Annotated in this window: 19 protein-coding genes; 10 read left to right on the forward strand and 9 right to left on the reverse strand. The window is 38.3% G+C overall.

What is annotated here, in order from left to right:
• Positions 1-111: 111 nt before the first annotated feature.
• The gene (locus tag MNY66_RS07280) at positions 112-405 is read right to left on the reverse strand and encodes a DUF5339 domain-containing protein (RefSeq protein ID WP_047255643.1); all 294 of its coding nucleotides are present in this window, start codon (positions 403-405) and stop codon (positions 112-114) included.
• 466 nt (positions 406-871) lie between these two features.
• Between MNY66_RS07280 and MNY66_RS07285 the strand changes: the two genes are divergently transcribed.
• Positions 872-1,669, forward strand: a complete 798-nt coding sequence (locus tag MNY66_RS07285; RefSeq protein WP_047255644.1) for a threonine/serine exporter family protein — start codon at positions 872-874, stop codon at positions 1,667-1,669.
• On the forward strand, positions 1,666-2,130 hold the full coding sequence (locus MNY66_RS07290) for a threonine/serine exporter (RefSeq protein ID WP_047255645.1): 465 nt from the start codon (positions 1,666-1,668) through the stop codon (positions 2,128-2,130). The genes MNY66_RS07285 and MNY66_RS07290 overlap by 4 nt, the downstream gene beginning before the upstream one ends.
• A 24-nt stretch (positions 2,131-2,154) precedes the next feature.
• Here the strand turns inward: MNY66_RS07290 and MNY66_RS07295 are convergent, their stop codons facing one another.
• On the reverse strand, positions 2,155-2,346 hold the full coding sequence (locus MNY66_RS07295) for a hypothetical protein (protein ID WP_052956382.1): 192 nt from the start codon (positions 2,344-2,346) through the stop codon (positions 2,155-2,157).
• A 186-nt stretch (positions 2,347-2,532) separates the two neighbouring features.
• On the opposite strand from MNY66_RS07295, the gene MNY66_RS07300 reads away from it, so the two are divergent.
• Positions 2,533-3,522, forward strand: coding sequence for an endonuclease (locus tag MNY66_RS07300; protein WP_047255647.1), 990 nt, complete (start codon positions 2,533-2,535; stop codon positions 3,520-3,522).
• 210 nt (positions 3,523-3,732) lie between these two features.
• Here MNY66_RS07300 and MNY66_RS07305 read toward each other — a convergent pair whose 3' ends face one another.
• The 4 genes from MNY66_RS07305 to MNY66_RS07320 all read right to left on the reverse strand — a co-directional run bounded on the left by MNY66_RS07305 (position 3,733) and on the right by MNY66_RS07320 (position 7,292).
• A complete protein-coding gene (locus tag MNY66_RS07305) occupies positions 3,733-4,566 on the reverse strand; it encodes a siderophore-interacting protein (RefSeq protein WP_241501784.1) in 834 nt (277 codons plus the stop codon).
• A 255-nt stretch (positions 4,567-4,821) separates the two neighbouring features.
• A complete protein-coding gene (locus MNY66_RS07310; RefSeq protein ID WP_072057340.1) occupies positions 4,822-4,998 on the reverse strand; it encodes a DUF2474 domain-containing protein in 177 nt (58 codons plus the stop codon).
• Positions 4,955-5,965 carry a cytochrome d ubiquinol oxidase subunit II gene (gene cydB, locus MNY66_RS07315; protein WP_241501785.1) on the reverse strand — a complete coding sequence of 337 codons (1,011 nt, stop codon included), beginning with the start codon at positions 5,963-5,965 and terminating at the stop codon, positions 4,955-4,957. The genes MNY66_RS07310 and cydB overlap by 44 nt, the downstream gene beginning before the upstream one ends.
• The gene (locus tag MNY66_RS07320) at positions 5,955-7,292 is read right to left on the reverse strand and encodes a cytochrome ubiquinol oxidase subunit I (RefSeq protein ID WP_241501786.1); all 1,338 of its coding nucleotides are present in this window, start codon (positions 7,290-7,292) and stop codon (positions 5,955-5,957) included. The genes cydB and MNY66_RS07320 overlap by 11 nt, the downstream gene beginning before the upstream one ends.
• 140 nt (positions 7,293-7,432) lie before the next feature.
• Between MNY66_RS07320 and MNY66_RS07325 the strand changes: the two genes are divergently transcribed.
• From MNY66_RS07325 to MNY66_RS07350, 7 genes are all read left to right on the forward strand, one after another.
• Complete coding sequence (locus tag MNY66_RS07325; RefSeq protein ID WP_241501787.1) at positions 7,433-8,857, forward strand: aminotransferase-like domain-containing protein; 1,425 nt, start codon at positions 7,433-7,435, stop codon at positions 8,855-8,857.
• Positions 8,858-8,955: 98 nt separating this feature from the next.
• The gene (locus MNY66_RS07330; protein ID WP_047255652.1) at positions 8,956-9,513 is read left to right on the forward strand and encodes a HutD/Ves family protein; all 558 of its coding nucleotides are present in this window, start codon (positions 8,956-8,958) and stop codon (positions 9,511-9,513) included.
• Between the two features lie 396 nt (positions 9,514-9,909).
• Complete coding sequence (locus MNY66_RS07335; RefSeq protein WP_241501788.1) at positions 9,910-12,189, forward strand: FdhF/YdeP family oxidoreductase; 2,280 nt, start codon at positions 9,910-9,912, stop codon at positions 12,187-12,189.
• A gap of 348 nt (positions 12,190-12,537) precedes the next feature.
• Positions 12,538-13,308 carry an SDR family oxidoreductase gene (locus MNY66_RS07340; RefSeq protein ID WP_241501789.1) on the forward strand — a complete coding sequence of 257 codons (771 nt, stop codon included), beginning with the start codon at positions 12,538-12,540 and terminating at the stop codon, positions 13,306-13,308.
• Positions 13,309-13,729: 421 nt separating this feature from the next.
• A complete protein-coding gene (tnaC, locus tag MNY66_RS18045; protein WP_072165946.1) occupies positions 13,730-13,834 on the forward strand; it encodes a tryptophanase leader peptide in 105 nt (34 codons plus the stop codon).
• A 98-nt stretch (positions 13,835-13,932) separates the two neighbouring features.
• Entirely contained in the window at positions 13,933-15,336 is a 1,404-nt protein-coding gene (locus tag MNY66_RS07345) for a tryptophanase (protein ID WP_241501790.1), read from the forward strand.
• Between the two features lie 65 nt (positions 15,337-15,401).
• Entirely contained in the window at positions 15,402-16,652 is a 1,251-nt protein-coding gene (locus tag MNY66_RS07350; protein ID WP_241501791.1) for an aromatic amino acid transporter, read from the forward strand.
• Between the two features lie 372 nt (positions 16,653-17,024).
• Here MNY66_RS07350 and MNY66_RS07355 read toward each other — a convergent pair whose 3' ends face one another.
• The 3 genes from MNY66_RS07355 to MNY66_RS07365 are packed head-to-tail and all read right to left on the reverse strand — an operon-like array spanning position 17,025 to position 19,307.
• Positions 17,025-17,927 (reverse strand): hypothetical protein, encoded by a 903-nt coding sequence (locus tag MNY66_RS07355; protein ID WP_241501792.1) that lies wholly within the window; start codon positions 17,925-17,927, stop codon positions 17,025-17,027.
• Positions 17,928-17,979: 52 nt separating this feature from the next.
• Positions 17,980-18,528 carry a fimbrial protein gene (locus MNY66_RS07360; protein ID WP_052956422.1) on the reverse strand — a complete coding sequence of 183 codons (549 nt, stop codon included), beginning with the start codon at positions 18,526-18,528 and terminating at the stop codon, positions 17,980-17,982.
• Between the two features lie 26 nt (positions 18,529-18,554).
• Positions 18,555-19,307, reverse strand: a complete 753-nt coding sequence (locus MNY66_RS07365) for a fimbria/pilus periplasmic chaperone (RefSeq protein WP_047257136.1) — start codon at positions 19,305-19,307, stop codon at positions 18,555-18,557.

Consider the following 19,307-nt stretch of genomic DNA (forward strand, 5'->3'; position numbering starts at 1 on the left):
TGAAATAAGCGGTTTAGAAATAAAAACCATCCCATAATAGTATGTAATATATGGGGTGGTTTTTATAAGAAATAAGATTCTAATTTTATATTTACTACGTATATATCAGGATTAGCCGAGATCACCCGCAGCTTTTGCTTGTTTAATGGCTTCAACAGCTTGGCCGCAGGCATTTTCTTGCTCTGCTTCTGGGTAGGAAGCCAAAGCTTTTTTAGCATCAGTTAGCTGAGCTTTCATCGCATCTATTTGGGCTTTCATTTCTGGTGCACTCTTATTTTCTTGCTCAGCAAGCTTAATCAGATTATTCATCTCACTGAAATAAGTGTCACAATTTTTTCCTGCATGCGCGTTCAGTGCAGAAAGTGATAATACGCAGCCAACAATCAGTGGAAATAATTTTTTCATGGTATCTTCGCTTTCATTTATGAATTTTTTTCAGCATAACATTAGCATTATTAAAACGCATTAGTTGTGAGAAAATATTGTGGAATTTTTTAGCTAAAAGGTTTTTTACTTAATAAGTAATACTAATATAGATGACTGTATCAATTTATATGCTGTATATAAGTATGTCGCAAGACAGGGGGAAAGACGAAATTAGAGTGATTTTAGGCAAGGGTTCGCAGGATGATACTCGCTATTGTGCGCTAATCTGCGAAAGATCATGTTAACTGTATAGGGTTAGTTCTATGATGTTTCGGCTTAGCCGTTAGGCTTATATAACTCACGATACAGCTAACTATGAATGGATGAGTGATAAACTGAGTTTGTGCAAGTGAATTGAGCATTGTCATTCAATAATATGATTAAACTCTATTATCGAGTTTATGATGTGGAATAAATCATTAGGCTAACTTTGAGTAAATATGTGATGGAACAAGTGGCTAGCGTTAAAGATACGTCAATTGAGACGCAAAGAGAGATCACCCGATTATGTATTGAATGCGGTTTGCTATTATTACAACATGGCGCAGAAAGTATGTTGGTCGAAATGTTGGCCACGCGATTGGGTCGAGCATTAGGTGCTGATCAAGTGGATAGTGCGATTTCATCAAATGCTATCGTACTAACAACGATTATTGATAATCACTGTATTACCTCCACACGAAAAATCATTGATCGCGGTATTAATATGCATGTGGTGACTGAAGTTCAACATGTAGTAATTTTGGTTGAGCATCATCTATTAGACCGTGACCAAGTACAGAAAAAACTAGATTCTATTAAGCCGCTACGTTATCCGCGCTGGATGATGGTGCTGATGGTGGCTTTATCATGTGCCTGTTTTAGTAAGTTAAATGGTGGCGGCTGGGATGGTTCAATGGTTACATTTCTTGGCAGTGGCTGTGGTATGTATATTCGACAAGTCCTAACATCGCGTCAGATTAACCCATTGATAAATTTCTGTATTACTGCCTTTGTTGCGACCAGTGTGTCGGGATTAATTCTTAAGTTACCTTATTTTGCGCCGACGGCGACTATCTCGATGGCGGCCAGTGTTTTATTATTAGTCCCGGGATTTCCGTTAATTAATGCGGTGGCTGATATGTTTAAAGGGCATGTTAATACCGGATTGGCGCGTTGGACGATGGCAAGCCTGCTCACGTTGGCGACTTGTATTGGTGTGGTGATGGCAATGTCAATTTGGGATCTGAGGGATTGGGCATGAGTTTTTTATTTGCATTGCTGCAAGATATGATTTTAGCCGCAATCCCTGCGGTTGGATTTGCTATGGTGTTCAATGTCCCTAAACGCGCCCTAAAATATTGTGCTTTGCTCGGCGCGATAGGGCATGGTTCACGAATGGTGATGATGGAACTGGGTCAAAATATTGAATGGGCGAGTTTCTGTGCTGCTATTTTAGTCGGCATTATTGGCATTCAATGGTCTCGCTGGTGGTTAGCGCACCCTAAAGTCTTTACGGTAGCGGCTATTATTCCTATGTTCCCGGGAATTAATGCCTATGTCGCCATGATTTCGGTGGTTAAAATATCGCATTTAGGATATAGCGAACACTTATTTGAAACTCTGGTGACTAATTTTTTACAAGCCTCATTCATTGTCGGTGCACTTTCTATTGGCTTATCATTACCGGGATTATGGTTGTACCGTAAACGCCCCGGGGTCTAATTAAAAACGCAGAGAACAGGCTGATTATACGCTGTTTTCTGCGAGTTTAATGGTATTAAATGTAATATCTAAACCATTCTTATCTGCGAAATGAAACTGAATTTTTAAATTATTTTCAGTGAGCTGAGGTATGCCCACCGTAATATCATCGTTTTCTGAATATTTTTTAGTGACGTTAATAAGCTCTGAAATTAATTGATCTAATAATGTATTCATAGTAATGCTCTATATTTAATCTGATTTATCGTAAATATTTTAAGCTAAATAAATTTTAATTATATAAAAGATAGAAGAGAAAGTTTATATTTCAGTCGCCTTAACAATTTTTGATAAGACAATCTGCAATGAATTGCTATATTCTTAAGTTCTTCCACTTAATTATATTATTTAACTTTCCCTATAATGGTATTTACTTTGAAACAGTCACATATTAGTCGCATTATTGCGTTTACTTCCATTATCTTTTTTAGCCTATTCACTCTTTCTACTGTTGCTGCGCCATCGTCTTTTAATGAAGCTAAAAAATTAGCGCGTACGCAAGTTTATCATGACCAATCTAAACAGGGTGAAGGCACATTATATTGTGGTTGCCAATGGGATTGGTTGGGCGCCAGTGGCGGGCGGGTCGATCTTAACTCGTGTGGTTATCAAGTCCGAAAACAGCAAAATAGAGCAGAACGTATTGAATGGGAACATATTGTTCCTGCTTGGGTTTTTGGTCATCAACGTCAATGCTGGCAGCACGGTGGACGTAAAAACTGTATCGCGGACGATCCGGTATTTCGTACTATGGAAGCCGATTTACATAATTTAGCCCCATCGATTGGTGAGGTTAATGGCGATCGCAGTAATCTGAGTTATGGTCAACTGGCGGGTAATGTTGAATATCCGTATGGCCAGTGCCGTAGCCGCATCGATTTTAAAGCGCGTGAATTTGAACCGAGAGACAGTGTAAAAGGGCAAGTGGCGCGGGTATATTTCTATATGCACGACCGTTATGATTTATCGATGTCTGAGCAACAGCAGAAATTATTAAAAGTTTGGGATAAGCAATACCCAGTCACCGCTTGGGAGCAGGAACGAGATAATAGAATCGCTAAAATTATGGGACATCACAATCCGTTTGTTACTGGTGAGCAAGTATGGCAGTTAGGACATAAAAATAGTGCATCTGGGCTATTTTCTGATATTTCACAGCATAAACCTTCAGCCAATGAAGCGGTAATAAATGAGAATGCGACAGTAAAAGGTAATGTGAAAAGTAAAATTTATCATTTATCTCACTGTTCTGGTTATAAAACTACGGATGATAAAAATGCCGTATTATTTGCCTCTGAGCAGGATGCGATAGCTGCTGGTTATCGTCAGGCGATTAACTGTAAAGTGAAATAATAATTAGTATGAATTTTTCTTGTTGACTGAAATAATTGTTATTCTTCAAGCCAATAAATAGAAAATCAGCGGTTAAGTCGGTTTATATTCTTAATCGCTGATTGTATCTCAATTCAATATAAATAGATTTTCTGTTAGCACTGTTAATTAGAGCTATCAATTAGAACTAGCGATAAAAATCATTTATTACACGATGAATTTTTATCGTTATTAATCTGCGCTGTCCATGACATCGTGGCGCATTTGATGATAGCCTTCTTCATTGTAGCCATGGCGCCAATAAGGGACAGCATGAATATGTTGGCGATCATAGCCTTTATCGTGGCGAATATACCGGCGCAAGGGTTTGATTATTTGTTCTTCTCCGGCAAACCAAAATACGATATCTTCTGTGGGCAATGTCCAGGTTTTGAAGCAATTGATTAACTGCTCTGTGGTAGAAATATCGCCACAAATCCACACAATTTCAACCTGTTCTGGCGCCTGTAATGAATAAATATCAGCTTGATTATCTACTCGTAAAATAACCTTTCCTTGGGCATTCTCCGGCATATTTTCCAGTAATGCTGCAATTGCAGGCAGTGAACTGGCATCACCTGCCATAAAGTAATGACTAGCTGGTGATAATAACGGATCAGCCCCTCCAGGGCGGCTGATCCCAAGCCAATGGCCGATATAAGCATCGCGCGCAAATTGATAAGCTGGGCCTTCCATACCCTCGTGCATGGCAAATTCTATATCGATTTCTTTTTCTGCTGGGCGAATAGCACGTACAGTATAAGTTCTCACTTTAGGCCGAGGCTGATTTTCAGGCGATGAAGGGCCGTTAGGGCCGAGAACTGGCAATAGTGGGGGGATTGTTGCATCGGCAGATAGAAAAATTTTCAGATGCGTACCTGCACAATTAGCAGGGTAAGTATCTAGATTTTCACCGTGGAAAGTGATCCTTCTGATGGCAGGAGAGATATCAATGATTGATTTAACGTGGATTAATTGAGGAGGGATCGGACGTTGTCTATTTGGGTCATTATTAGCTGTTGCCACAAACAATCTCCTTACGGATTGGTCGGTAAATTTGATTAATTACTTAATAATGGTAATTATTATCATTATCAACTGTATTATCAAGATGATTTTACCCTTAGAGCACTTAAGGCAACTGTTATCGGTCTCTGTTATAAGCCTCTGTTATAGAAAAATGTCATAATAATAGCAGACAGCATCAGCGAAGGTGGGATGCGACGATGGGATCCCCTTCACCGTGCGTTAGGTAGCAAAGGGGAATAATAATTCCAGCGATTATTTAATTTTCATTCCTGCCGCGGTCATCAATCCGCGAAATAATGAAGATACGGCAAACAGTGCTACCACGCTGGATAGCCAAATAATTACCATCCAAGAGAGTTTTTTCCACCACGGGGAAGGCTCCACGTTAGTGATAACCTTGCTCGGGATTAATTTTTCCTCTGAAGACATAATAACTCCAATAGGTATAGACCAAAATAATAGGAATAATAAATAGAGCACCGACCAGCATAAAACCCAGACTTTCGGGTGGGCTGGCGGCTTCTCTAAAGCTGATCACCGGTGGGATAAGATATGGCCAAATGCTAATGCCTAATCCAGTAAAACCTAAAAAAATTAGTAATAAGGCCGCTAAGAAAGGCCGATAATCGTATTTTTGCTGCTTCACTGAATGAAGAATAATAGCTGCGGCTAATATCACTAGTAGAGGTACAGGGAGAAAAAACCATATATTAGGCAGTGAAAACCAGCGGTCAGCAATAGTTTGGTTTAGCAACGGAGTCCATAGACTGATAATGACGATGACGATTAACATTAAAAAAGTTAATGGGCCAGCTATCCTATACATAGTTTGGCGCAGATGGGCTTGAGTTTTCATGATAAGCCAGCCGCAACCGAGTAACGCATAAGCGACAACTAAGCCAAATCCGCAGAACAGCGGAAAGGGCGCAAACCAGTCAAAATAGCCGCCCATAAAAGTTCGATTAGCAACGGGGAAACCTTGAATAAAAGCACCGACTACCACACCTTGCACAAAAGTAGTGATGATCGACCCATAAATAAAGGCTTTATCCCAAATATGCTGCTGTTTATGATTGGCTTTGAAGCGAAATTCAAACGCCACTCCCCGGAAAATTAACGCCAGCAACATTAGGGTTAGAGGGATGGATAAGGCATCTAATACAATCGCATAGGCTAAGGGAAATGCCCCTAATAATCCGGCACCTCCTAAGACTAACCAGGTTTCATTGCCATCCCAGACGGGCGCCACACTGTTCATCATGACATCGCGGTCGTGTTTATCTTTGACCATGGGATAGAGAATACCAATACCGAGATCAAAGCCATCCATCATAATGTACATCATGATGCTAAATACAATTATCACAAACCAAATTAGCGCTAAATCAATGCCCATGACTGTTCTCCTCGGTTATCCCTTGGCGAATTAATTTAATCATATAGATATATCCAATCCCAAACACGCTGGCATAAACCATAATAAAAGTCAGCAAACTGACGCTCATATGAATATCACCATGTGCACTTACCGCATCGGCGGTGCGTTGTAGTCCATAAACCACCCAGGGTTGCCGACCAATTTCAGTGGTAAACCAACCGGCAAGAATGGCTATTAGCCCAGAAGGCGCCATTAATAACATGAAACGTAAAAATGGCTTGGATTGATATAAACGTTGTTTGTAACGTAGCCATAAACCAATAACTCCGCCGGCAATCATTAATAGCCCCAGGCCGACCATGACGCGAAATGACCAAAACACCATAAACACATTGGGGCGATCTTCTGCGGGCCAATCTTTCAATGCCGGAACTTGTTTATCGAGACTATGGGTTAAAATCAGGCTGGCAAGATATGGGATCTGAATAGAATATTCGGTTTTTTCACTGACCATATTAGGCAGTCCAAATAAAATAAGCGGAGTCGCTTCGCCGGGTTTATTTTCCCAATGGCCTTCCATAGCAGCAACTTTAACTGGTTGATACTTTAACGTATTTAAACCATGAGCATCGCCAATCAGTGCCTGTAATGGTGCCAAAACCAAAATCAGCCATAGCGACATAGAAAACATTTTTTCCATCGCACTTGACCGATGGCCTTTAAGCAGATGCCACGCTGCCGAAGCACCGATAAAAAAGGCTGAGGCTAGAAAAGCTGCGGTTGTCATATGCAATAATCGGTAGGGAAACGATGGATTAAAAATAACCGCTAGCCAATCAACAGGAACCAGTTGCTGATTAATAATTTCGTAGCCCTGTGGCGTTTGCATAAAGCTGTTTGAGGCTAAGATCCAAAACGTCGACATGATAGTGCCTAAAGCCACCATGCAGGTCGCGAAAAAGTGTAGCTTTTCACCTACGCGTTGCCAGCCAAATAACATCACACCGAGAAAACCAGCCTCTAAGAAAAAGGCCGTTAACACTTCATAAGTTAACAGCGGGCCGGTAATTGAACCGGCAAAATCAGAGAAAAAACTCCAATTAGTGCCAAATTGGTAAGCCATTACTAAACCAGAAACTACCCCCATACCGAAATTGACGGCGAAAATTTTGGCCCAAAAATCAAACATCTTTTTGTAATCGGGGTGACGCGTTTTAAGCCATAAGCCCTCTAACACGGCGAGGAAACTGGCTAAACCGATAGTAATTGCCGGAAAAATAATGTGGAAAGAGACCGTAAAAGCAAACTGAATACGGGCTAATTCCAGGGCACTCAATCCAAACATATTGACCTCAAAAAATAGTAACCTCAAATAGGTAAGATAAAAATACAATCAATGTGTGGATAAGTAGACCATGAGAGACTAAGCTATAATAGTAACAATTTTATCGTTATTGACTATAACAGTTGGCGAAAGGACTAGGTATGACTCGATACGAGCAATTAGCAGCACAAATCCGTCAGCAAATCGAAGATGATATTTGGCAAGTGGGTGACCGGCTTCCTTCGTTGCGAGAAAGCGTAAAACAATCTGGGCTAAGTTTGATGACGGTGGTTCAGTCGTATCAATTATTGGAAAGCCAAGGCTGGATTATTGCACGTCCACAATCTGGTTATTATGTGGCTAAAAGCAAAGCTAGTTTTGCGGCGGCGAAAGGGGGCAAGGGGTCGCATCTAAGTGAAAATGTAGAGATTAATGCCTCTATTTTCGGCGTGCTGCAAGCCTGTAATGACCCAGATATTATTCCTTTTGGCTCGGCATTTCCTGAGCCAGCATTGCTTAATGAGCCAAAATTAGCCAAATCATTAGCCTCGGTTGCTCGACGCATCACTAAGCAGAGTGCAGTGGCTAATTTGCCGCCGGGTAATGAAAAGTTACGCCGTAACATAGCTCAGCGTTATGCCATGCAGGGGATCCACGTTTCTCCCGATGAAATAGTGATCACGGCTGGAGCGATGGAGTCCTTAAGTTTTAGCCTACAATCAGTTACCGAGCCGGGTGATTGGGTCGTGATTGAATCCCCTGCATTTTATGGCTGTTTGCAGGCAATAGAGCGCTTAAAACTAAAAGCAGTGGCGATAAAAACCGATCCTATTTTTGGTTTGGATTTAGATGCACTCGAAGATGTGGTTGAAAACTATCCGATTAAGGCTTGCTGGTTGATGACTCATTATCAAAACCCTTTGGGGGGAACCATGCCCATAAGGAATAAAAAACGTTTAGTCGATATTTTAAATCACCGTCAAATCGTCCTAATAGAAGATGATGTGTATGGCGAACTGTATTTTGGTAATCAGCAACCAGTAGCGGCTAAGAGTTTAGATACGTTGAATAATTTTTTTCATTGTTCGTCTTTTTCTAAATGTTTAGCGCCGGGGTTTCGGGTCGGTTGGGTGGCTGCTGGCCGGCATGCGACCAAAATTCAACATTTACAAATGATGAGCACAGTCTCTGCCAGTGTGCCGACACAATTAGCTATCGCCGAATATTTATCGCAAGGCGGTTACGATAATCACCTTAAAAAACTGCGTATGACCCTCGAACAACGCCAGCACCGCTTATTAAGCGCAATCGCACAATATATGCCTGATTCGGTTAAAGTAAATACTCCCAAAGGCGGCTATTTTTTGTGGTTAGAATTTGAGCCACCTTTTAATGCAGTGCGTTTATATCAATTGGCATTAACACAGGGGATAAGTATTGCGCCCGGAAGTATGTTTTCGACCAGCGACCAATTTAATCATGCCTTTAGACTCAACTTTTCTTTTACTTGGAGCGCGCAACTAGAGGAAGCGATGAAAATATTGGGCAGCTTGTGTCACCAATTACTGAATGAGAAACGAGATTAATCACATTTATGAGCCTAACTGATTGCGCTAAAAAGTAAAATTTGTCACTCTGCTAAATTACCCGTAAGTCATTTTAGCCAGTCAATTTGCGAGGGACGATGAAAATAAGATGCTTTGATGGTTCGGTTAATGCCACCTCCAAGGCTCAACAACAGAGGCATGAAATCGTCTGTTGGCCAGTCGCTTCTGATTTCTCTTGGTGTGCGCAAATTGACCGATTTAGCCAAACTTGCCAGTTACCGACAATGCCGGATATTGACTACTATTTGGTGCTGCTTAATGACAATGCGCTGGTGCTCACTAGTGATGTTGGTAGCGAATATGTATTCACCGAAAAAGGCCAATCCTTCTGTTGCCGTGGTGAGGATAGTCCCCAGTTATTGGCGCAAGATGGTCCAATATTATTATTAAATATTAGGGTGCGACGAGGATGTTGGAAGCCGAAAATTACCGTGATCACCGAAAACCAACCATTACCAACTAATAGCGCTGGTGTCATTTATGTATTAGAAGGGCATTGGCAGATCCAAGGCGCGAATTGCAGTCAATTGATTGCAGAGCATGGTTGCTGGTGGTTACCTGATATTCGCCAAGGGCGAGTTAGCCCGCTACAGCCAAATAGCTGTTTGATTTGGGTTGATTTGATGAGCGGATAGAATGAATTGTTATATTAATAATATTGATAGTCATTTGTATTATTTTTTTGTTATTTCTTTATTTGTTTAGTGAGCCTTGTTTAGGGAAAACTGCTTAGCGAAAATTTCTTATCAGAGAGGTGATTTTCTTGTTATATTTTAATTTTATCATAATTCAATCATTGAAATAATAAATAAATACATTATTGTAAATTAATGATTAATATCATTTCTCAAGTTTACTTTATTCCAGTTGCTATAATTAGCCAATCTTTATACTCTCTTAGTGGATTTAAATTAAAATATGATAAATGTCAGAATAAGACCGTAAAAAAAGATTGTATAAATAAGATCATATAAAAAATTATATAACGGTTTATTCGCCTTTTTATTTTCATTATTAAAAGAGCAATGCAGATGGATAAAAAAATAGAAAACTATACTGGCCCTGCGGCTGGATGGGGAGCAGTTAAAGCGGTAGCTGAAGCTATTCGCGGACAAATGGAAATCGGTCACGATATTATCGCGCTATTTGATATGAATAAACCTAACGGCTTCGATTGCCCGGGGTGCGCATGGCCGGATCCTAAACATACTGCGTCATTTGATGTGTGTGAAAATGGTGCAAAAGCAATGGCTTGGGAGGCTACAGCTAAAAAAACCACCCCACAATTTTTCGTACAACATACAGTCACAGAGTTACTCACTTGGGATGATTACGATTTAGAAAATGAAGGGCGTTTAACGCACCCATTAAAATACAATCCTCAAACCGATAAATATCAGGAAATTGAGTGGGAAACCGCATTTGCTGAAATAGGCCAGAGATTACAATCTTATCAAGATCCCAACAGTGTCGAATTTTATACCTCGGGCAGAACATCTAATGAAGCGGCGTTTTTGTATCAATTATTTGCCCGTGAATATGGGACTAATAACTTCCCCGATTGTTCAAATATGTGCCATGAGCCGACTAGTGTGGGTTTAGCTGCTGCTATAGGGGTAGGTAAAGGGACAGTTTTATTAGACGATTTTGATCAAGCAGATTTAGTGATTTGTATCGGACATAACCCCGGTACCAACCATCCTCGCATGCTGAGTACTTTGCGAGAAGTTTCTAAGCGTGGTGCAAAAATCATTGCAATCAATCCATTGCGTGAACGTGGACTAGAGCGCTTCACCTATCCGCAAGATCCGATTGAGATGCTGACGTTGGAATCAACCCCCTTGGCGAGTAGCTATTATAAAGTACGGATTGGGGGAGATACTGCCTTACTAAAAGGTGTGATGCGCCTCGTAATTGAGAAACATCTTGCTGCGATTAATGCGGGCCAGACACCAATATTAGATATTGATTTTATCGAGCAGCACACTACAGGGTATGCTGAGTTACAACAGGATATTTTGTCGACAGATTGGCAAGATATTTTACGGGTTTGTGGATTACAGCGCAGCGAATTAGAACAAATTGCTGAGGCTTATATTGCGGCGAAAAGTACTATCATCTGTTATGGCATGGGGATCACTCAGCATCAGCATGGGACGCAAAATATTCAGCAACTGATTAATTTATTGCTGCTAAAAGGCAATATAGGGCGTGAAGGCGCGGGTATTTGCCCATTGCGTGGTCACTCTAATGTGCAAGGTGATAGAACGGTAGGGATCACCGAAAAACCAAGCGCAGGCTTATTAGCCAAGATTGAACAGCGTTTTGGCTTTAAACCGCCTAAAGAATTCGGACATGCTGTTGTGGCTAGTATGCAGGCACTAGCTGATGGTAGTGCTAAAGCATTGATTAGTATGGGGGGGAATTTAGCTGTTGCGATGCCAGACCATGATTTAACGTATGCAGGAATGAAAAATTTAGATCTGGCTGTACATGCAGCGACTAAATTAAATCGTTCGCATTTATTGACGGCTAAACACACGTATTTATTACCGGTGCTCGGACGCACTGAAATCGATAAACAGCAAAGTGGCGTACAGTGTATTACCGTCGAAGATTCTATGTCGATGGTACATGCTTCACGCGGTATGTTAAAACCGGTGAGTCCGTGGTTAAAATCAGAATGTGCTATTGTCGCCGGTATGGCGAAGGCGACCCTGCTTAACTCAACAGTTGAATGGGATGATTTTATCAATAACTATGATTTGATCCGTGATGCGATGGAAGCAGTATTGCCTGATTTTAATGATTATAATCAGCGAATTAAACAGCCTGGTGGTTTTCATTTACCCAATGCGGCAGCACAGCGTCGTTGGTTAACCACGTCAGGGAAAGCCAATTTCTTGACCACTGAAGGGGTTATTGAAGATCCGGAATCAGCCGTTAACAGTGAATTAGTACTGGCGACTGTGCGTAGCCATGACCAGTATAATACAACGATTTATGGCATGAATGATCGCTATCGTGGAGTATTTGGTCAGCGTGATGTGCTATTTATCAGTGCTGCCGAAGCGGAAAAGCAAGGCGTAAAAGCAGGAGATAAAGTCAACGTTATCGCGCTGGATAAGCAACAACAGCCAACCCAAAGACGCCTAGATAACTTAACTGTGGTTATTTACGATATGGCCGACCGCTCAGTGGCGACTTATTTCCCCGAAGCCAATAATTTGATTGCGCTAGATAATTATGATCCACAAAGTGGCATTCCAGCTTATAAGAATATTGCAGTAAAATTAGAAGTGGCGGCTTAATTATCGGTTATTAGCTGATAGAGTGAGTTAGCTATAGCTAAATAGAGCTCGCGGTATTAGAGATTAATATCTAAGGATCATGACATGAAATCATGATCCTTTTTTATATCTGCTATATTTTATTCTGCTTATATTGATAATAAACATATACAAACTTATTTATTTTTTATTGAAATGGAATTTTCCGCAATCATTTATTATAGTTAATAATATCGGTTAAGAGTCAATAATAATTTACTTCAGTTATTTGTTTTATTATTGACTCTCAATATAAATAATAAGTTATTTTTTAGTGCTTATTATTAATCGACTCATCTGCAACATAATAACTAACCAAGGAGTTATTGTATGAACAGTACGAGCGAGTATACAGGCTATGACAATAATTTTTCATTAGATGGGAAAATCGCCGTGATTACTGGCGGGGCGGCAGGGATTGGTTTGGCGATTGCTGAATTATTTATCGCTAAAGGCGCAAGAGTTGCATTACTCGATAGGGCAGACTCGGTGATTGAAACAGCGGCATCATTAACTCATGCGATGGGTATTCCCTGTGACATTACTTGTGCCGATTCAGTGACTTCTGCGATAGATAACGTGGTTCAATATTATGGGACATTAGATATCGTGGTCAACTGTGCCGGCATGGTAGCGTTGTCACCAGCGGAATCATTAAGCGAAGCTGATTGGGATAATACCATGAATGTTAATCTAAAAGGAACTTTCTTAGTATGCCAGTGCGCGGGAAAATTGATGCTGAAAAATGGGCACGGTAAAATTATTAATTTGGCCTCTCAAGCGGGAGTTATTGCTCTTCCTGAACACGCAGCTTATTGCGCCAGTAAAGCGGCAATAATTGGCTTAACCAAAGTATTAGCCTTGGAATGGAGCCCAAAAGGTATTCAAACCAATGCGATTTCACCCACTATTGTGCTCACAGAATTAGGCAAAAAAGCATGGTCAGGGGAAAAGGCTGATGCAATGAGACAAAAAATTCCTACCGGACGTTTTGCCTATCCTGATGAAATTGCTGCTTGCGCGTTATTTCTAGCTAGTGATGCCTCCGATATGATCAGTGGGCATAATTTAGTGATTGACGGTGGTTATAGCATTCAATAATCATTGGCATTAGTATTCTAATTTAACTTATTACGGCATAAATATAGCTTGAAGTGTATGAAAAAATATTAACTTTTCTATACACTTCTTTATTTATAATATAACAATCACCATATAATACAATTAAATATTCAAATAATAAAAATATAAGATAATTCAATTAAGTAATATAATTTTTAGAAACTATTATATTTTTGTTTCTATTAAAGTTTAATATATTTATTATCATTAATTGTTATATTTTAGCTTTGTGATAAATATTATAAAATTTATGTGATCTCAGCCTTAAATATAACGTATTAATAAAAAATAGTGTGATAGTTGTTCAATTTATACATTAATAGTATTACTTAATTCCTCTAACTGTTATATATATTATCCAGTCTAACTGTACTAGCTCCTCACTTAGAAGGAAAAAAGTATGTTCTCATCCTATAATGTTCTCATCCTATTAGGCGGTTTCTTCAGATTGAAGAAATGGTTTAATATTGATATCGATCTAGCTTTTTTCTTCCCTCAAAGATAATCCTTTTTATTTTTTATTTTTTAAATTTAACAAACCCTCTTTTTTATAAAAGACTATGGGTTTGTTTAATAATTTGATTTTATATTAAAGGTATTATTATGGCTAAACGAATTGTCGAACCCTTCCGTATTAAAATGGTAGAAAATATCCGTATTCCTTCACGAGAAGATCGCGAAGTTGCACTCAAAGAGGCTGGATATAATCCATTCTTATTACCAAGCGATGCTGTATATATTGATTTATTAACTGACTCTGGCACTAATGCCATGAGCGATAAGCAATGGGCATCAATGATTACCGCTGATGAAGCTTACGCAGGTTCAAGAAACTATTATGAGTTAAAAGATAAAGCCAAAGAATTATTTGACTATGACTATATTATTCCTGCACATCAAGGGCGTGGTGCTGAGAATATTCTTTTTCCCGTATTATTAAATATTAAGAAAAAAAATAGCAAAGTAGAAAATCCCGTCTTTATTTCTAATTTCCATTTTGATACTACCGCAGCGCATATCGAATTAAACGGATGTAAAGCAATTAATATTGTTACAGAAAAAGCATTTAATTCTGAGCAATATGATGATTGGAAAGGTAACTTTGATATTCAAAAGTTGAAGGAAAATATTGCGGAATATGGCGCGGATAATGTGGTTGCTATTGTTTCTACTGTTACTTGTAATAGTGCCGGTGGGCAACCCGTTTCAATGAGTAATTTAAAACAAGTTTATGAAATCGCTAAACAGCATGATATTTTTGTTGTCATGGACTCGGCACGTTTTTGTGAGAATGCTTATTTTATAAAACAACGTGATCCACAATATAAAAATGCCAGCATTAAAGAAATTATTTTTGATATGTATAAATATGCTGACGCATTAACTATGTCAGCCAAGAAAGACCCACTGTTAAATATCGGAGGGTTAGTCAGTATTAAAAATAATGAAGAGGTATTTACATTAGTCCGTCAACGCTGCGTACCTATGGAAGGATTTGTAACTTATGGAGGGTTAGCTGGGCGTGATATGGCGGCTATGGTTCAAGGTCTAGAAGAGGGAACGCAAGAGGATTATCTGCATTATCGTATCGGACAAGTTCAGTATTTAGGTGACCGTTTGCGTGAAAATGGTATTCCAATTCAATATCCTACTGGTGGACATGCGGTATTTGTCGATTGTAAAAAATTGGTTCCGCATATCCCAGGCGATCAATTCCCTGCCCAAGCGGTGATTAATGCATTATATTTAGAATCTGGTGTACGAGCCGTTGAAATTGGGTCATTTCTTTTAGGTCGTGACCCAGCAACAGGTCAACAAAAACATGCCGATATGGAATTTATGCGCTTAACCATTGCTAGACGCGTGTATACCAACGATCATATGGATTATATCGCGGATGCATTAATTGAATTAAAAGAAAAATTTGCGACCCTGAAAGGTTTAGAATTTGAATATGAACCCCCAGTATTAAGACACTTTACCGCTCGACTGAAACCAATCAAATAAATCGTCACTAATAATGGCTTCCATACAGTATGGGAGCCTTGTCCTTATATTTTTAAGGAATAAATATGAGCACGTCTATAATTAACAAAGAGCCTTCAATTATGGTGGGCGGATTTGTACTAGGTGGCGCAATGATAGGGGCGGGAATGTTTAGTTTACCGACCATTATGTCAGGCGCTTGGTTCATTAACTCTATTTTTATTTTATTAGCAGTTTGTTTTTTTATGTTTCATTCTGGTATCTATATTCTTGAATGTATTTCAAAATATGGAGAAGGAACCAATTATTTTCATATATCTAAACATCTATTACCCAAATGGGTATGTTATCTTGCTAACGTTTCACTGATGTTCGTATTATATATATTAATTTACGCATATATCTCGGCTGCAGGTTCAGTTATTTATGAAGCCTTTTTATTGCATGGGATAATTATTAATCAAAAAATAGTATTTATAATATTTACTATTGTATTAGGATCTACTATCTGGTGGGGAGGAACATGTGCTAGTCGTTTAACCTCAATATTTTTATCAATTAAAATAATATTATTCATCTTGGCTTTTTCTGGTTTATTTATCAATGCTAAAAGCGCATTACTTTTTAGTCAAACCATTAATGGTGAAAGCCAATTACTCTTAATTCCATTTGTTTTTGTTGTTATTCCTTATGCGATCACTTCATTCGGCTATCACGGTAATGTTTGTAGTTTATATAAACTGTATCATCAGAATGAATGGAAGGTGGTTAAAAGCTGTATTATTGGCTGTGTCTTAGCCTTAATTATTTATATCTTCTGGATGATTGGCACAATGGGAAACTTACCCAGAGAGCAATTTATTACTATAATACAGCAAGGAGGAAATTTAGATGCCTTTATAGATTCACTCTACACCGTATTAAATAGCGAATATATTAAAATGTTCGTATTATGGTTTTCTATTAGTGCCGTTTTTTGTTCATTTCTCGGTGTGGCAATTGGGTTGTTCGACTATATCCTGGCGTCATTAAAATTTAAAGATAATTCACTCGGACGATTAAAGACTTCGTTCTTATGTTTTACTCCTCCATTATTATTGTGTATGTTTTTTTCTAATGGTTTTTTAATTGCGATTGCTTATGCAGGCATGGCCGCCTGTATTTGGGCAATTATCTGTCCAGCATTTATGGTATTAAAAGCCCGTGAAAAATTTTCTGGATCAGGGTTTAGAGTCTGGGGTGGTAAAGGGCTTATTTATACTGTGATTGCATTTGGTATTGTTGCGATCACCTGTCAATTATTAGCTCAATTTAATCTATTACTTATTTATTGTTAACTGTTATTTTTACTATTCCTCTCGTTATGCTATGAAATTATTAGTTGTTGACGTCATTCATGTTATATTTAGCTGCTAATTAATATAATTCAAGATATGTGAATATAAAAAATATTGACTTCCTACTGTATGGCCATTTGTTTCTCGTGGATTTTATTGCTCGGTTTGAGTTTATTGACATATTATGTATTCTACGTATTAATTTTTAAACCCATTTGAGTCTTAGTACAATGGACTGTTTTGATATAAATATAGGCGGTTAATATAATTATAGCTGTCTCATTTAAAGGGACTGGGCACTGTTCTCGTGATGGGATCTAATATAGCAATATTTTGAATATCGCTATGTTAGATTGTAATACACTAAAATAACTATTGGTATGATAAAACAATATAGGCATAGGAAGAAAATGGCCCTAAAACCACTTTATGTTCACCTTCTAAAGCTAGTTCTGAAGTGACTTTAAATTCGGTACCATTTTCTCCACCTGTTACCTCAAAGGGGGTGGGTGTTAAAGCTGCTTTATCATTAACGGTTAAATAACTGACCAAATCATAATCAGTATCAAAAACAATGCGTGTTCCTCTATTACTACTATTTTCTTCATCTGGACTGATAAGAGATAATAGAACAGTTGCATCTCTATCACATTTAATTTTAAATGTTCCATTTTTTCGTTTATCAAGTGTATTATCTAAAATATCACTTTTATGAAATTCGCCATAATCAATTAAAATATCAGGCGTTAATAATACACATGATAGTGACTCGGGGGGAAGGCGACCACATTCACCACCAGGTAGCAGGACATATGAAGGGCCTGATCCAGATTGAGATACAGCAACAGCGCCACACCATTCAATATTTTCGTTTCTTCTATCTGGCGCAGTACCTTGGGAAGTGTAAATCATTGATCCGATATTGTGATATAGGGCTGAAAGAGCATCACCGCTTGTATTTCCTTTAAATATAACATTCGGTTGCCCTGGGTCGACAAAACGAGGTTGACTGGGATTGTTTGCATTTTGGGTATTTACCGCCACCCAGCATTTGACGGAACAATCGAAGGGGAGTGGGAGTTTTGATTTAAATCCTTGTTCGGTTAAATATAGCACTGAAGTATATTTAAATCGTTCTTTCCATGGTGCACTCATATCAACTATAGATTCAGGGATACTTACGTACCAGTCATTATCAGCAAGAGCGGTAAGGGAGTGTACGCTGATATATCCAGTGAAAAGACAGCCAGATAATAATAAAAATTTTTTTAGCATAATATTATAGCCTATGAGTCGCCGTTATTTTTAGTGTTTATCGCGCTAAACTCTATTCATATTCAATTAGAAAATTCGCGGTGGCAAAAAACTCGCCATTAACGATATTGTTTGATTTTTTATTGGCTTTCAAAAAAGCGTGAAAGCGCATTACACCGCTATCTCCCTTTATGGGATAAATTTTACTTTGCTGATAGAGAGGTAAAAAACGGCCAGTATCATTTTCGAAGCCAATCGCAAATCCACTGGCTGTACTGGTAGAATCTAATGCTAAAAATCCTTGTAAATCAAAATCTGAACTTTCATTGCCAGTAAATGTAATTTTTGCATCATTTTCGAAGTCAGCACCACAATTTTTGATATGGATCTCAAAAGGAACACTGGGCATCCTATCGTGAAATTGAAGGTCTTTATTGGTATAACGACCCATATCTACTTTTATATCATTATTTTCGATGTCACAGGTATTACCTATAAGAGTACCTTGTATTACAATTCTTGTTTGTAAAATACCTAAGTTTTCTGCCATGGCAGAATTCAATGATACATGTATATATAAAAAGGTTAAAAACAGAAAAATAAGTTGAGATACTATTTTCATTGTATTTACCTTTGGTTAAGTTGCCATTATTTTACTAAAGAATCTTTAATATAGGTGCAATTCGTCGTGTTACATGCAAAGCTCATTTTAACTCTTCCACCATAATCATCGATATAAGTTAAAATAGGAGAAGTACCCATTAAAGAATAATCTATATTTAATGCTTTTTCTCCAAAAGGTGGAACCATAAAAGCGTTGAAATCCGTCAATGTTTTTTTATTTTTAGCCGCTGTTATTCCAATAATTGTCGTATAGTAGGCAGTTGGATTTTTAGCGGTAATTTTAGTTCCATTTTTACTGAGCGTTAATTTTGGTTGCCATGGGTTATTATTAATATCTGTACCTGTAACAATGATATCTTTTGGCCGATAGAATAGTTTTATTTTAGTTTGTATTGATAATTGTAATACATTTGCCTGGTCACTTTTGGGTGGTATTTCTCTAAAATTAAAATAATATAAACTCTCTCTATCTTGTGGTAGATCTCGTTTAATAATGGGTAATGCTTCAATTTTTATTTGTGTCGGTTTACCTACTTCGACCCGTTGAATAGGCGGTAATATAGCAAAAGGAGTTGGTACTTTTTTGCCTTCAGTATTTTCTATCCATGATTGGGCTAAATAAGGTAATGAGTTGCTATTATTAGAAACATTCAATATAACTGATTTCTGGTCGCCATTGAAAATAATCCGAGTTCTATCTAGAGATAATGCGGCGTGTGCGCAAAAACTAATAGATAACATGCTACTAATGGATATAATTTTTATTATCTTATACAT

Source organism: Moellerella wisconsensis (genome assembly GCF_022592395.1).
Lineage (GTDB): Bacteria > Pseudomonadota > Gammaproteobacteria > Enterobacterales > Enterobacteriaceae > Moellerella > Moellerella wisconsensis.